We start from the raw sequence: 16722 nt of genomic DNA on the forward strand, positions 1-16722 counted from the left end.
ACCCGAGCCCGCTCCCGCTTCAGCCTCGTCTCCCCGCTCGCCTCAGGAATATCAGCAAAAAGCTCCTCCTGAGAAACCCCATAAAATGCAGCCAACCTCTCCCGATAATGGGGATCGATATCCCCCCTGCCCTTCTCCCAACGGGACAACGTGGAGTGAGTGACCCCGATCGCCCTCGCGACCCCGCGCAGCGTCCTGCCACCCCGAGCCCGCTTCAGCCCCGTCTCCCCGCCCTCCGGAGGCATGCCACCATCCGCCGGCTCTGGACCCGCGCCCGCGCGCACCCCGCGCCAGGTTTGGAACCACTCCGCCAAACCACGCGACAGCTCCCGGGCCCGCGTCTCGCCGCTCTCGGACAGCCGCTGCGCCACCACCGCTTCCATGTCCTCGCGCAGGGCAGCGAGGTCGTGTTCCGCACGGCCGTTCGTCTGGCCGGTGAAGTCGTGATGGCGCGCCAGAACCGCCGCGGCGCCCCGCCGCAACCGCTGCCGCTCGGCCGCATCCGCGTCATCGAGGCTGGACCTGGCCTGCTGCGCCTCGCGCCGCAGGTCCTCGCGTGACCACCCTGATGCGGACTCCACGGGCTCCTGGCCACGGGCATCCGCCGGCTCATGACCACCGGAGCCGTCCTCGTGCACGGCCGCGTCCTGCTCCACCCAGATCTGCACCCGGGTCGGTCCTTCGGAGTGCAGGAACTGCGGTGTCGCATACAGCCCAACGGCCTCCGGCCCCAGGCGGGCGTGATTCGGAGTGCCCATTCCCGCCTGCACGAGGTTGAGCGAACGCCGAAGCTGACCCATCGCTTCCGAGAAGTCCCGCTTGGCCCGCGACTGGTGGGCCTCATCGACAGCGCGAAGGTCGCCGTGCACGACGTAGCGGATACGGGCCGGGCGACCCGTTTCGACGGCGTGGTCGAGTGCCTTCCTGGTGACACCGTTCAGCTCGACCAGCTTCGAGAGCGGGAGGGTATCGGCGTCGTCCGGGAAGGTCACGCTCACATCCGCTGGACCACCCGCGAGGTCGCTTTCCGTGCGTGCCTTGGCGAGCTGGAACTCGTAGTACTGCTTGGCCTGCCACCAGGTCTGTTCAGCGACCTGCTTCCGCCTGGCGGCCTCGTTCCAGAGCTGCTCCGCGGCCTGCTTGCTCGCCACCGCTTCCTGCCAGCGCTGCTGCGCGGCTCGGTTAGCCGCTTCCGCCTCGCGCCGAACCTCTTCCGCGGCCTCCTTGCCCACCGCGGCATCGCGCCAGACCCCCTCAGCGGCTTCCCGCCCAACCGCGTCCCCGTGCCACTCCGGACCCGCGGCCTGCGTCCACGCCACCGACTCGCGCCGGCCCCACTCGTCAGCCTGCCTGCGCGCCTCCGCCTCGTGCTGAGCCAGCTCGTCAGCTTCGCGCTTCGCCTTCGCTTCGTCCGCCTCTGCCCGCGACAGGTGGAAGTGAGCGGCGTGCTCCTGGTAAGTGGCGGCGGTCCACTCCCTGTCGCTCTCGGCGAACTGGCGCGTCGCGGCCACCAACTCGGCGGGAAGCTCGTCTCCGCGGTCACCGCGGCGGATCACATAGCCCGCTTCGAACGGGACGTCGCCGACGGCGGTGCGCTTGCCGCTGGCGATGATGCGGAACTCGGCGCGGTGCGACCAGGTGCTGGTGATGTCCTTCAGCGAGTAGTCCGTGCTCGTCCCGCGCCCAGACGCACCGGTCGTGTGCTCCTCGGCTTCCTGCTCCAGCTCCGATTCGTGTGCGCCCAGAGAACGCAGGGGGATGTTCCAGTCGCCTACAGAACCGAAGGGGTTCCGCCCCTCCTCGTAGGTCTCCGCTCCTTCCGGCTGAGACACGCCACCGGCGACGAACGGTGCGGCGAAGACGGCATGGCCGTTGCCCGAGCTGACCGCGTCCTGCTCGGTCTCTGATGTCGTGGGCTGGCCACCCAGGTTGATCCGCCCGCTGGTCGAGGTGAGCGTGCCCCGGTCGAGCCTGACGGCGATGGCGACGTCGACGCCCAGCCAGTCCGGTAGTTCGACCTCCACGGCATGGGTTCCCCGGGCGGCCAGTGGCCCGAGCAGCGCCTCCAACCGGTGCGGGGTGAACCACGCTCGCAGCTTGCGGCGTGTTTCGGCGTCCACGGACCCGCCGGCCTGGGTGACGTAGTGCTCCACGGCCTCGACGAGGTCGTCGACCTTGCCGAGGAAATCCACCGCCCGGAACCGGGAGTCATCGGGCAGGCGCTCCGAGCCTTCGGCTTCCCGCCACCGGCGCAGCGCCTCGCCGGTCGCCTCCGACGCCTCCCGATCGACGAACACGCCACCCCGTGGCCGCTGCGCGACATCGGCGGGGAGGGCGTCCTCGACGGCCGTCCGGATCCCGACGTTGTTGCGGGGCTCCTGTACGGAGGCGAGGGTTTCTCCGTGGCGCTCGATCCGCAGGTCGAACAGCACGTCAGCGCGATGCGCCGCCAGCGCACCGGACACCGTCTCGGTCTGCGTGTAGTGCTTGGCCTCGGACCGTGCGCGGGTGCGGGACTGCTTCAGCCACTCTGCGATGTGCACGAGCCCAAGGCCCAGCTTGGCGTACGCCCCTCCGTGCTGCTGAGTCGGTTCGCCAGTCGGCGAAGGCACCGATGAATCGGGCCCCGCGATGTCGAGCGTTGGGATCAGGGCACTGAACACTTCGAGGAGAACCCTGCTCCGCTGGCGCGTCTCGCTGAGTGTGACGGTCGCGTCGTTCGCGGTCACCAGCTCGCCGTGCGTGATTCCCTGCGCCACCGGCTCCGACAGCAGCTCGGCGTCCACGTGGAGTTCGTAGGTGTGCCCCTTCCGCCTGCGGTCCTCGATGCGCAGTGTTGTGCTGGCCCCACCGTTCTCGACGTCGCCGAGCTTGGCCTGGACATTGGACAGGAACCCCGCGACATCGGGATAGTTGGGGTGGCCAGTGTCCTGCGCGGAACGCGGGAGCACCTGGTCGGCCAGCTTGGAGCCGAGGTGGTTCACCAACCGCTCGTGAAGCTTTGAGATCGGGTCCCGATCGGTCCGGTCGGTCCGTTCGGTGAGGTCCACGGCCGCCGTGACCCCTCCACTCCAGGACGGCGTGGCGAGAGTCTGTCCGGGGGGCAGCGGCGCCAGGTCCGTTGAGGGGGCGGGCTGCGCGGCCGGGCTCGGCGCCGGCGGGTTCTCGGCGGCTTCCCGGGCGCGCTGTGCGTCCACCTCGGCTTGCTTGGTCCTGATCTCGTGCAGCTCTTCGTCGGTGACCCAGAACTTGCCCGCCCTCGGCAGCGTGAACCGTTCGGCCGACCGCTCGTCCGGCTTCGACTTGAACAGCTTCCTCAGGGGCAAGTTGCTGGATGTCTTGATCTCCGCGGCGACGGTGACCTCGACATCCGCCTCGATCCACTTGCCCTTGACCGCCGTGTGCTTCTCCGAACGCGTGCGGCTGCTGGTGGTCGTATAACCCCGCTTGCTAAAGAAAGAACCCTTCCAAGGGGTCAGTTCCAGCAGGGCCAGCGCACCCAGCTTGAAGGTGCTGCCATCGTGTTCGCCGGAGAAGTCGCTGGCCGGGATGATTCCGGGCTCGATGGAGTTGACGAACGTGCCGGCACCGGTCGTGCTGCTGTCGGTGGTGCGCCCCCCGGTCATCGAGTGCGCCGGCCGCTTCCAGTCCTCGAGTGGATTGCCCTTGTCGTCCAGCAGCACCCTGGGGTTTCGCCGCATCAGCGAATACTCGACCGCGCCGACCTGGCCGCGGCGGCGCCGCTCCGACACCAGGCCACCCAGCCGGATTTTCTTGCTCCACGAGCGCGGGTTGCGACGAATCGCGCCGAGCGAGATCCCGCTGTTGACCAGGCGCCCGTTGTCCGCGAGCTTCCAGTTCCCGTGGCCGGAGAGCTTCTCGAGCTGCCGGTACGCCGATTCCCGGATGTGGCGGAGCCCGTGCAGCGACATCAGCTCCGTGCCGTCATACAGGCGCGAGAAACCATGGGACGTGGTCTCGTCGTCGTCGGGGACCTCGTGCCGGTCCACGGGTTCGACCGCGGAGTTCATCAGCTCGAGCAGCTCGGCATGGAGCTGGTCGGCCTTCGACGCGGGAAGTTCGATGACCTGGTCGACCTCCACCACGCCCGGCTCGCGGCCCTCCGCGGCGGCCGTGCTGTCCACGATCGGCAGGTTCTTCACTTCCGTCGTGTGCACACCCGGCCTGCCGATGGTCACACCCTTGACCAGGGCATTCCACTCCTGCCAATGCGTTCCCGAAGCCGTGTAGCGCACCCGGAAGGCCAGGCGTTTGCGGGGTTCGGGGCCCACCGACCCGCTGGCGGCCGGCTCCTTGCCGCGGGCACCGCCGAAGGTCCGCTCAGTCTTCTCCCCGATGGCCGACGCCTTCGACCGGGTGAAACCGAACTTGTGGTAGCTGGTGATCAAGGCCGGCGCTCCGGCCACCACCGAGTAGACGCGCCCGGCGAAACCCCCCGCGGCCGTCCAGCTCCTTCCAGTGCTGTGCAGCGCGGACTCGGACTCGGTCGTGGTCGTCGTCGCGGCGACCTCGTCGACCGGTTCCGGGGCCTTGACCTCGAGCACCTTCGCATCCAGCTTGAGCGATACGTGGTAGTCGTGTCCCCGGCCTTGTTCGACCAGCTCGACCACCGTGGCCTGGTCGGTGAGCATCTCCTCGACCACCTGCGGTGACGACAACCGCGCGCCCGAGGTGGCGGCGTCGATCTGGTCGCCGCGCTTGAGCTGCTCGTCGGTCCTGCCCTTGATTCCCCGTTTCAGCTTCGGATCACCGAAGTCGGTGACCAACGCCGTGTCCCGCCAGAAACTCCATCGGTGGTGTCCCGGGATGGTCCGCGCCGATTCGCGGAAGATCTCGGCGAGCTTCGCGCCCGCCCCGCTGGACCGCAGGCCGGTACGAGTGATGTCGGTCGCGAGGTCCACCTCCGGCCGACCGTCGGTGTCGAGCATTCCGGCGTTCTGGGCGAACTCCGCCGGCGTCCAGTTCGCGGAGTCGATGGCGCCGGGGAACGTGATCGCGGGGCGCCCGGGAAGCCGGACCTCCAGGTCGAGAACCTTGCGGTAGCGCAGGAGCTTGACGTCGCGCGCCGCGGCCTCACCATGCTCGGTCGTGCTCGCGAACTGCTTTTCCTGGCTGGAACCGAGACCGGCTCCGAAATAGGGCCCTCCCCCGGCGGCGAGAATTCCCAGGGCGTCCACACCTGCCCCCACCAGCTGCGAGGCGCTCACCTCCCTTCCCGCGCCGTGCTGACTGGTCAGCTGGGAGGCATCCTTGGTCGACGACGCGAACGGCGCGTTGTCGATGGTCTCCAGGTAGGCGACCTTCCGGACCACTGCCCGCGCCTGCACGCGCATCGCGCGGCTCCGCAGTAGCCGCTTGAGGGGGTTTCCGGAGGGCAGCAGCGCCTCCGACGACTGCCAGCCCAGACCGGCGTCCGCCTGTTCCTGGGTCACGGCGATCGGCGGCAGAAGCTCGCCGATGCCGGCGATGAAGTTCTCGAGCGTTTCCTTTCCCTTTTCGCTGAGGGAAGGGATCTGCGCGGCCACCTGCTCGTAGATGGTCGGCGCTTGCCCGTCCTTGGTCTTGACCCCGACGGGCTTGCCCTTGTAGTAACCGCGGGCCGATTCATCGACGAGCGGTGCTTCCACCACGGAAGGAGGCAGCTCGCGGGGCATCGGCAGGGGGCGGGCGCTCTCCAGCGGCCGCAGTCCGGTGGCCACGCCCAACGCGACGCCGACCGGGCGGGAATCGGGGTCGTCTTTCCCACCGACGAACTCGCTGTCGCCAAGGACCCGGCCGTCGTCGTCTACGCGCGAGATCTCGAATTTCAACGGTGCCCAGAGCGCACGCGTTCCGGTGTACTCACTGTCGCTGTCCGGGCCTGCTTGGGCCGGCAGCGTGAGGCTCATCGACTGGCTGTGCGTGTCGGTGCGGCTGGTGCCGCGGACATCGGACGCGCCGAGCGGGATGTTGATGACCCCGGTACCGAAAACACCCGGCACGCCGGGGATGAACCAGAACAGCGTGAAGTCCGGCCGGTGCGCGGACTGGGTACTGGCTCCTGCGATGTAGTCGCTGCTCGTGGAGGCCGATTGCGTGCCGCGCGCGGGTTGGACGAGCGTCCGCGGGTCCGCGGTGAAGTCGGCCTTGACCAGAAGCGTCACGTCGCCGACCTTGAACTTCCGGCCATGCTTGAAGAGGCTGCCGAACTGCTTTCGGACAGCTTGCTCCAGCTTGTCGATGCCGTCTCGGCTGCTGTCCTTGGGCAACAGCCTCTCCGCGCTCGCGACCACTCGGTCGGCCCCGACGGTCTCGCTGAGCTGCGGTGATCGGCCCAGCGAGTCACCGCTGAGGAAGTAGTCGGGCAAGCGCGGCCGCGATGAGCCGACACCGTTGCGTTCGCCCGCGGCCTGCCTCGATGCACCGTCGTCGTCGACCGGCTCACTGCCGTTGTCGCCGGCGTCTTCGGTGTCGGACAGCTCTGTGGGCTCGGTTTCCCGGGTTGCTGCGGTGTAGTCGGTCGCTGTGTACTCGGTCGCTTCGGTGTACTCGGTGTCCTGCCGGGTGATCGTTTTGTACAGGGTGTCCTGGACGTCTTGGGGGCGTTCGGTGGTCTCGTCCCGTTCCGTCGCTGCGATGCCGCCGGCATCCGCAGTGGCGCCGGCCGCACCATCCGCCGCCACAGCGGCAGCACTGTCCTCAGTGGAACGCTGCTCGCTCGTCAGCACCCCCGGCCAGGACTGACGGCGGCTCGCGGTCTCCGCGCCAGACTCGGGTTCCTCCGGGATCGTGCCCAGCTCAACGCCATCAACCGCCGAGCCAGCCAACCGCTCGAGCCGAGCCAACATCTCCTGCCGCCCCTGCTCGTGGGCGACTTCCTCCGAAGTCTCCTCCGACGACCGCGAACCCTCGCCACCCGGCTCCGGCCCCGCACCCGCACGCACACCACGAGTCATGTATTCCAGGAACCGCGCCCGCAGGTTCCACGCACCCTCCCAGTCATTCGGATTCGCCATGAAATGGTGCGCCATCAAGTCCAGAAAGTCAGGAGACGCCCGAAGCTCCCCCAGGAAGCGTCCAGCCTTCCTATACCACTCCTTAACTTCCTCCTGATCAGCCTCCTCCAAAGCCGCGCGCGCCCGCGCGGCGAACTCCCGCAACTGAAGCGCCTCGATCCGCGACAACTCCGTATCCCCAAGAACAGCACCAGCACTAGCCGTGTCCCCAGCCTCCTCCACCTGCATCAAATCTTCCGTACCCGGCACACCCTGCTCGAACCGACTCCGCACGTCGTCCGCGAACTCGCGCACAACACTAAGACGAGACTCCACATCAGCAACCTGGTCTCCCCTCACCACCTCCGCCCGCAAATCATTTATCTGCTCCCGCAAAACCGGCATCACATACGCATCCGAGACCGAATCCAACAACCCCACCAAAGAATCCAACTCAGCCACAATCTCACGATCCCGCCGCACCCGCTCCACCAACATTGCCGCATCGCTCGCCCGCTTTTCCAAACGAGCCATGTCCGCACCGCTGCGAATCTGGTCCGCACGATCCCGCAAAACCCTCGACCACAACACCACACGCTCACGCAACTCCGGCGAATAATCCGCCGGCAACGCCGCCAAATGCCGCTCCAGAGCAGCCACACTGCCCTCCAACTTGGCAACCAGCGACTCAACAACACCATCTTCATCAACATGCACACCAACCCCTGCCGCCGTGGCCTGGGCTTCCAACCCGGCCGCTTCATCAAGCTCCATGAGCCGCTCCGGCGACGGTTCCTGCTGACCACGAAGCCCAGCAGCCTCATCACGAAGACGCATCACCTCCTCTCGCTGCGCCGCATCCCTAACCCCATACAACTCCAGCAACGCCTCGGTCCGCGCCGGATCCGGGACCCTAGAACCAGACTCATACCTAGAAAAACTCCTAACCTTAATGTTCGACTGCTTGGCCGCGGCGGCTTGGGTTTCGAACCGGGCGGCTTCACGAAGATCCCGCAACTTGTTGCCCAACACAACACGCACCGGCGACGGTTCCTGCTGACCACGAGGCCCGGCAGCCTCATCACGAAGACGCATCACCTCCTCTCGCTGCGCCGCATCCCTAACCCCGTACAACTCCAGCAACGCCTCGGTCCGCGCCGGATCCGGGACCCTAGAACCAGACTCATACCTACCGATACTCACAGCCTTAATGTTCGACTGCTTGGCCGCGTCGGTTTGGGTTTCGAACTTGGCTTCACGAAGAGCCCGCAACTTGTTGCCCAACACAACACGCTCCGGCGACGGTTCCTGCTGACCACGAGGCCCGGCAGCCTCATCACGAAGACGCATCACCTCCTCTCGCTGCGCCGCATCGGCCCCGTACAACTCCAGCAACGCCTTGGTCCACCCCGAACCCGGAAGCGCAACACCAGACTCATACCTACCAATACCCATAGCCGTAATGTTCAACTGCTTGGCTGCGGCGGCTTGGGTTTCGAACCGGGCGGCTTCACGAAGAGCCCGCAACTTGTTGCCCAACACAACACGCGCCGGCGACGGTTCCTGCTGACCACGAGGCCCGGCAGCCTCATCACGAAGACGCATCACCTCCTCTCGCTGCGCCGCATCCCTAACCCCGTACAACTCCAGCAACGCCTTGGTCCGCCCCGAACTCGGGACCTGAGAACCAGACTCATACTCAGAAAATCTCGAAGGCGTCTTCCTCAACTGCTTGGCCGCGGCGGCTTGGGTTTCGAACCGGGCGGCTTCACGAAGAGCCCGCAACTTGTTGCCCAACTCAACACGCGCCCCGGCCTGGGTCTGGCCTGTGTCGACGGTGTCGGTGCCGGCCCAGTGGGCCCAGTCGGTGTCGGTGTAGACCTCCACCGCGTGGGCATCGCCAGTACTGCTGGCCACGTCACGGCCCGCAGCGGCGGTAAGCTCGACAAGCCGCGCCCTGTCACCCGTCTTGATCGCCGCGATCACCGCGTTCAGATCCGCCGGCGGCACCGCAATACCCAAGTCATGCTCGACGACCGTGCCGTCCGGGCCGGGCACGAACAGCACATAACCGCCATTCGGCGGCCACACCGGACGACTGCCATCCAGCGCCGGACGGCTAACCATCCCCTCCGGATACCGGCCCCCACGCTTGGCCTGCCACACCCAGCCCCGCACACCCAGCACCGGCAACTCACTCCGCGCGGCCTCCCGCGCGGCCACCGAGCCCAGACCACCCACAGCCGAATCACACGCGATCAACCGCAACGGCCGCCGATCCCCACCACGCTTCACCGCCAACGCCGCACCCAACCCCTCACCCGACAGCAACCGCCCACCGATCCGCACACCGTGCGCCGAACCCGCACCAAACACCGTCAACGCCGACCCATCCTTCGGGAACCGGCCCTCATCAAGCGCGACCTGGCCCGACCGCTCGCGGGCCGACACCGGGCCCGCGACCGGCTGGACACGCCCAGTCGACTCTCCCCCGTCCATCGCAGCGATGCCGCCGGCATCCGCAGTGGCGCCGTCCGCACTATCCGCCGTCACAGCGGCAGCACTGTCCTCAGTGGAACGCTGCTCGCTCGTCAGCACCCCCGGCCAGGACACACGGCGGCTCGCGGTCTCCGCGCCAGACTCCGGTTCCTCCGGGATCGTGCCCAGCTCAACGCCATCAACCGCCGAGCCAGCCAACCGCTCGAGCCGAGCCAGCATCTCCTGCCGCCCCTGCTCGTGGGCGACTTCCTCCGAAGTCTCATCCGGCGAGCGCGAATCCGCATCCCCACCCGGCTCCGGACCTGCACCCGCATACACACCACGAGCCATGTACCCCATCAACCGCGCACGCAACTGCTGCGCACCGTCCAAGTCCCAGGGATTTTGCATAAAGTGATGGGCCATCAAAACCCGGAACGGGTCAGAAGCACTCATCGACCCCAGAACACTGTCCGCGTACGCGAACCACTGCGCCATAGCCGCTTCACCCCACTGCCGGGCCCCCGCCTCCAAGGCAATGCGCGCCGACTCGGCATCCGCCAGCAGCTCAACCGCATTCAACGAATCCGCCGTATCACCACCACTACTGCCCGCCCCGCCACTCTCAGCCCGCACCTGCTGCGCCAACCCCCGCACCACATCCAAATGCTCCTGCAAGTCAGAATCCCGCAACAGCCCCAAATCAAGCTGTTCGATCACCTGCGCCCGAACCAAATCCAGGCGCGAACGCATATCCGACCCTGGGTCCGCCATCGCCCGCAACGAGTCCAACTCACCCAAAAGTTCAGACGCCAAACCAGGCGCTTCCCGACTCGCCGCCTCACGCTGCCGCTCATCCGCCTCCCGGCGGCTGTCCTCGATTCGCCGCCGCGCTTCCGCCGCCCGAGCACTACCCCACCGGCCGTCCTTGTTGTAGCGCTCCCCAAGTTGGGCACCCGTTAGCTGCTGACCAGCGTAATAGGCACTGATCCACTCCTGACGCGCCGCCTCATTCTCGTCCCGCCGATTCACACCGCCTTCCGGCTCCACCTCCGCAAGCCGGTTAAGGACCCGTTCCCCGAGCATGGCGCGAGTATCCGCCAATTTTTTGCCCGTTAGCCACTTATACTCCGGAGGGTTCGACCCGGTTTCCGGCTCAGCGGTCGTCTCCGTGCCTGCCCCACTCCGACCGCCAGCTGCATGGTAAAGAGCCTCGACCTCCGCACGTTCCGCGTCCGAGGCACGGTAAACGTCCAGCAGCGCAGCGAGCCAGTCCGCGTGCGGAACAGTGCGGCGAGTCTCAACGGAGGCAATCGACCACTCCTTGACCCCCGCCTTGGCCGCTGCCTTCTTTCGGGTCAACCCAGCCGCGTCGCGAAGCATCCAGAGCTTCGCCCCCAACGCACCACGTTGCTGGACTATTTCCTGCTCACTAGGGCTACGGCCGGAATTAGCCTTATCGCGAAGGGCCACGACCTGCTCTCGCCGCTCGCCCCAGACATCGTAAACACTTAAGAGCGCCTCAAGCCGCTCCGAGCTCGGGGGAAACTTGTTAACCTCATAATCGGCGATACGCCCCTGTCCGAACCCCGCACGCTTCGCTGCTTCATGTTGGCTCAACCCAGCCTTGATACGAAGCGACGTAAGTTCCGCCCCCAACGTAGCGGTTTGCCGAGCCAATTTCAGCTTACTCCGAGCCGCATCATGGAGAGCTTCGACGGCCGCCCGCTCGTCACCCGAAACGTCGTAAGCATCCAGCAGCTTTCGGAGCGCCCCCGGCGTTGGAACACGGCGGCCGTCCTCGTAGTGCAAAATCCACCCGTAGTAGACCTTCGCCTCTTCTGCCGCGGCGCGTTTAGAGAACCCAGCCTCTTCACGAAGCGTCTGCAGCCTTGACCCCAACGTCCCGCTTTGCGGCGTCACGGGCTGTTCCCCAGCCCTAACCGGGCGTGTGGTGCCGGCCCAGTGGGCCCAGTCGGTGTCGGTGTAGACCCCCGCCGCCTGGGCATCGCCGGTACTGCTGGCCATGTCACGACCCGCAGCGGCGGTGAGCTCGTGCAGCCGGGCCGCGTCACCGGCCTCGACCGCCGCGACCACAGCACCCAAATTCTGCGGCGGGACAGTGGCCTTGAGATCATGCTCGACGACCTTGCCGTCCCGGCCGGGCACGAACAGCACATAACCGCCGTTGGGCGGCCACACCGGACGACTGCCATCCAGCGCTGGACGGCTGGCCATCCCCTCCGGATACCGGCCCCCACGCTTGGCCTGCCACACCCAGCCCCGCACACCCAGCACCGGCAACCCACTCCGCGCGGCCTCCCGCGCGGCCACCGAGTCCAGACCACCCACCGCCGAATCACACGCGATCAACCGCAACGGCCGCCGATCCCCACCACGCCTCGCCGCCAACGCCGCACCCAACGCCTCCCCCGACAGCAACCGCCCACCGATCCGCACACCGTGCGCCGAACCCGCACCAAACACCGTCAACGCCGACTCGTCCTTCGGGAACCGGCCCTCATCAAGCGTGACCTGGCCCGACTGCCCCTGAGCCGACACCGGGCCCGCGACCGGCTGGACACGCCCAGTCGACTCTCCCCCGTCCATCGCAGCGATGCCGCCGGCATCCGCAGTGGCGCCAGTCGCACCATCCGCCGTCACAACGGCAGCACTGTCCGCAGTGGAACGCTGCTCGCTCGTCAGCGCCCCAGGCCAGGACACACGGCGGCTCGCGGTCTCCGCGCCAGACTCCGGTTCCTCCCGGCTCGTGTCCAGCTCAACGCCATCGTCCGCCGGGTCAGCCAACTCTTTGAGCCGAGCCAGCATCTCCTGCCGCTCTTCCTCAGAAGTCTCCTCCGACGACCGCGAACCCTCGCCACCCGGCTCCGGCCCCGCACCCGCAGACACACCCCGAGCCATGTATTCCAGGAACCGCCCCCGCAGGTTCCACGCACCCTCCCAGTCATTCGGATTCGCCATGAAATGGTGCGCCATCAACACCCGAAACGTCTCGGACGCTCCAAGCGAGCCCAACACGTGCTCCGCGTCCGCGAACCACCCCGCCACAGCTCCTTGGCCCCGCAGCCGAGCCTGCTCCGCCAAAAGCAAACAAGCCCGCTCATAAGATTCCTGCAGATCACGCCCCGAAAGAGGCCCCTCGCCCCGCCTACCAGTCCACCCATCGCGGCCCGACGAGTCATACCGCGGCGGCGCAGTCGGAGCCACAGACTCCTCGTAAAGGAGGGCTTCATGCGCGCGGAGGGCCTCATCCTCGGACATGCCGAATTTGCCAGCCAGCATCTCGCGCGAGACCTCGATGTCCTGCTCCCGCCGCTTCCAATACCACCGCCGAACGTCCTGCCACGGTGTCGCGTTGTACCGCTGTGCGCCCACCGGTCGCTGTGGTGCGTCGTCACGGATCGGGTACGCGAAGCCGTCAGCGCCGCCAACCGGCCGCGCCGACGACCCACCGGTCAGGTAGACCTCCCCCTGATACAGCGCCGGAGGCTCACCCGCGAACTGCGTCAGGTCGACGTCAAGCGACTCCTCGTGTTCGGGGCTCCGCTCACCGCGCGATACACCCGTGCCCCGGTCCACGCTCGGCCACAGCGGCCGCGAGTCATCGGGGTCCAATGGAGACACCGGGCTCCCAGGGTCCCCGTCGTGGTCGCCAACAATCGGGCTGGCCGGCTCGGACTCCGACTCCGCCTGCACGGTCCGGCTGTCTTGCTCAGAACCGCCAGACTCGTTGGGGCCAGCCACATCCGTGCCGCTCGCCCGCGCGGCCAAGGACTGTGGCATCCCATCCAGTGAAGACAAATCAACAAACGGATCGCCGGAGCCAGACGCATCCCCGCGCTGGCTATCCGCCGGCCTCCAGTCCCTCCCCAGGGACGGCTCACCCAGTGAAGACAGATCAACGACCGGCCCGGCGTCACCAACGTGCGGCGCATCGAGCGGCCCGGTAAGCCTGGACGGATCATCGCCTCGAGTTCCGGCATTCACGTCCTGCACGTCCGGAGGCTGAGCCTCCTCGTGGCCACGAGCGTCGCTGCCAGGCGGCTGCGCGGGTGGAGTCGAATGTGGCACCACCGGCTGGTTATCCGGGTGGAGCCGGTTACCAACCCGCCCGCGCACAGCACCCCGGCGTCGCAGGCCCGAACCCCCAGATTGGTTCCCTGGCTGCGCGGTCGGCTCCGGTCCCGCCCCGCCACGAATGCCATAAGCCCGACCCGCGGTGCCGAGCTCGTCGGCAAGTTCCTGGGAGTACTGACGCGCCCACGCGGGACCGTGCTCTCGTACCAGCGCCGCGATCCGCTCAATCACCTCATCGACCGAAACCACCTCAGGCGAACGCGCCAGCTTCACCGGATCATGCGTATCCCTGACGATCCGAACCGCTTCCTTGCGGGCGTCAACGGCCCCGGCGCTCTCAGACCGGCCAGGCTCCGGCCGGGACGTCGACGCAGTGCTCACCGACTCCGCCGAGGTATCTCCGACACCGCTACCGGCCTCGGCTGTCACGGAATCGACCGAGCCATCCTCCACACCCGATTCCGCACCAGCCGGCATCGCCGGTCCATCGGCATCAGACACCTCTCCGCGCGTGGCGGGCTCCGACCCCGCGACCGGCCGCCCCGGCCCGCCGAGATCCGCGCCGACCGCAGCGGTCTCCAACGCCTCCGGGCCAGCAGCGTCCTCGCTCCCGGTCGCGGGCGTGGTGGGCTTGGCGGTCTCCGGAACCGCCGTCGAGGCGTGCGCCAGCGAGCCCAGATCCGTGCGCGGGGCGGTCGGTGAGGTGTCCGGCTCCGACGGGCGCACCACCACACCGTCGGCCGCGGGCTTGGGACGTCCACCATTGGCCGAAAACCGCATCCACCGAGGCCCTCGACGCCCCCGCCCCGGCGCCAGCACCACCACGTCCCGGCCCAGCTCGCGCGCCAGCGTCGTGGCCTGCTCCGGCGACATCACCACACCGCCACCAGCAGCCGCCCGCGACGCCACCACCACCGGCCCACCCGTGGTGGACACGTCCGCGCCGAGCTGGGCCCGCACCCGCTCCGCCGACACACCGCCGGTGCCCGTACCGGTGGGCTCCGGCACCCGCACCACCCGCGCCCCCTCAGCCACCCCCGACGGCAACCCCGCCAACGACAACCCCGCACCCGACCCCACCAAAGCCGCCCCAGCCGTGCCGCCGGCCGGCACACCCGCGTGCCCGGCACCCACGACCGCGGAACTGCTCGACGAGTCCTCCGACAACACCGTGTCCTGGCGCCCCGGCTCCGACACGTGGGGCTTAGAGCCATCGCCGGCACCCACGGCCGAGTCCGCACCAGACCCATCTTGTCCGCCGTGGACCGTGCCGGGCTCGGTCTCGCTGTAGGCGGGCGGCGGCACACTCACATCCGGGTCGGAAAAAGCACCGGTGTCATGCTCGGTGTAGGGCGGCGGCGGGGTCTGCGACCGCACCCCCTCCACATCCCCAGCCCACACCTCACCAGCATTGGTCGCCGGATCCACCACCGCGCCGGTGCGCGAACCCGCAGAAGACACAACCGGGCCACCATCCACCGACGATGCCGGCACCGCACCCGACACAGCGGGGCCGTGTCCCCCAGCCGCCGGGCCGGTGGCAGAAGACACCGAGCCATGCGAAACCGGACCCGTCCCGGGCCCCGGCTGCGCGGCCGCGGATTCTCCGCCACTGGTCGCCGGAGCCGCACCCTCCGACGGACCCCCCGACGTCTCCGACCCCCCAGCCAAGCCCCCAGCCGAAGCCCCGGCCACCGCGCCCGCGGTCGACGAGCCACCCGGACCGGACACACCACCACCAGCAGACGTCGTCCCACCGGAGCCCGCACCCCCCGGCACCGAAGCAACGCCGCGATCGATCCCCACCGGCACACCCCCACCCGCGCCCAGGCCGGGGCCGGTCGACCAGCCCGCACCCCCGCCCAACGGACCCGACGCCTCCACCCCCGAACCCGAACCAGAACCCTCGTCCGACCACACCGACTCCGCATCCGAATCACCGCCCGATCCATACCCCGAGTCATACCCGGAATCATCACCCGCATCATCATCGAGATCGGAAGGCTTTTCCACCAACGGCGCCGAATCCGAATCCGAACCAGCACCCGACTCCACATACGGACTCCCCCCACCCGGCACCAACAACCCCCGCCGCCACAACCCCACAACATCACCCACCCACGACCCCACACCCTCCGACAACCCCGCCGTCAACGAAAACGGATTAAACTCCCCATCCCCCGTCACCGCCCCATACGCCGCCTCCCCGAACATCTCCGTCAACCCCTCACCAATCGCCTCCCCCAACCCCGACCCCACCCGCGCAGCCCACATCCCCCCCAACGACATCCCCCCATAATCCCGCAAACTCTCCCCCACCGCGTCAGCAAAACGCGCCATCGCCGAAATCGGATACTTCTCCGCATGCTCGGCCACCGCGTGCCTGGCCGCCGCCACCAAAATCTCCCCATCCACCGCATCACCCAACCCCCGCACCAACACCCCCGACACCGCATTCCCCACCACATTCCCCAACGCCGACATCGGCAACGCGAACAACCCACTCATCGCCCCCACACCCACCGCATTCACCGTCGCCTTCTCATCCCACTCATCCGGCTTCCGCGTCCCCATCGCGATCTGCGTCCCCTGCACCGCCGGATCCAGCACCAACTGCACCCCAATACCCGCCACCTGCGCCATCGCCAACCGCATAAACAACTGACCCCACCACGACCGCAACAAAAACCGCATCACCGCAAACCGAAACGCCAACCACGCCCCCACCCCAGCACCAAACGACAACGCCGCCATCGCAACCGCCCACGCCATCTCCGCCAACAACAAATTCAACCCATACACCGTCATCAACTTCAAATACTGCACCTGCAACGCCAACTCCCGCGTCTTCTCCCCCACCCCCGACAACGCCGCCCCACCCCGCTCCAACAACGGCACAAACCCCTCCAACCGCTCCGCAAACCGATCCGCCGCCTTCCCCGAAAACTCCGACCGCACCCGCCCCACCAACTCCCGCAACACCGGACCCACCTCCGCCACCCCCACCGCCCCCGCCTCCAACAACTCCGCCACCGCAAACAACACACCCTCATCCGCATCCGTCATATCCTCACCCGTCAACACCAAAAAAAGCCGCCTCACCTCCTCCGGCACCATAATCGAACCAACCACAACAACCACCTACCCAATT

General features: G+C 67.8%; 1 protein-coding gene (running past one end of the window). It reads right to left on the reverse strand.

The genetic code is table 11. From position 1 onward, the window contains the following. Positions 1-16703, reverse strand: partial view of a helix-turn-helix domain-containing protein gene (locus SACE_RS26405; RefSeq protein WP_011874736.1) — the start only. It extends 18676 nt beyond the left edge of the window; 16703 of the gene's 35379 nt are visible here — the first part of the coding sequence; the start codon lies at positions 16701-16703; its stop codon lies off the left edge, out of view. Positions 16704-16722 lie beyond the last annotated feature (19 nt).

Source organism: Saccharopolyspora erythraea NRRL 2338 (genome assembly GCF_000062885.1).
GTDB classification, from domain to species: domain Bacteria; phylum Actinomycetota; class Actinomycetes; order Mycobacteriales; family Pseudonocardiaceae; genus Saccharopolyspora_D; species Saccharopolyspora_D erythraea.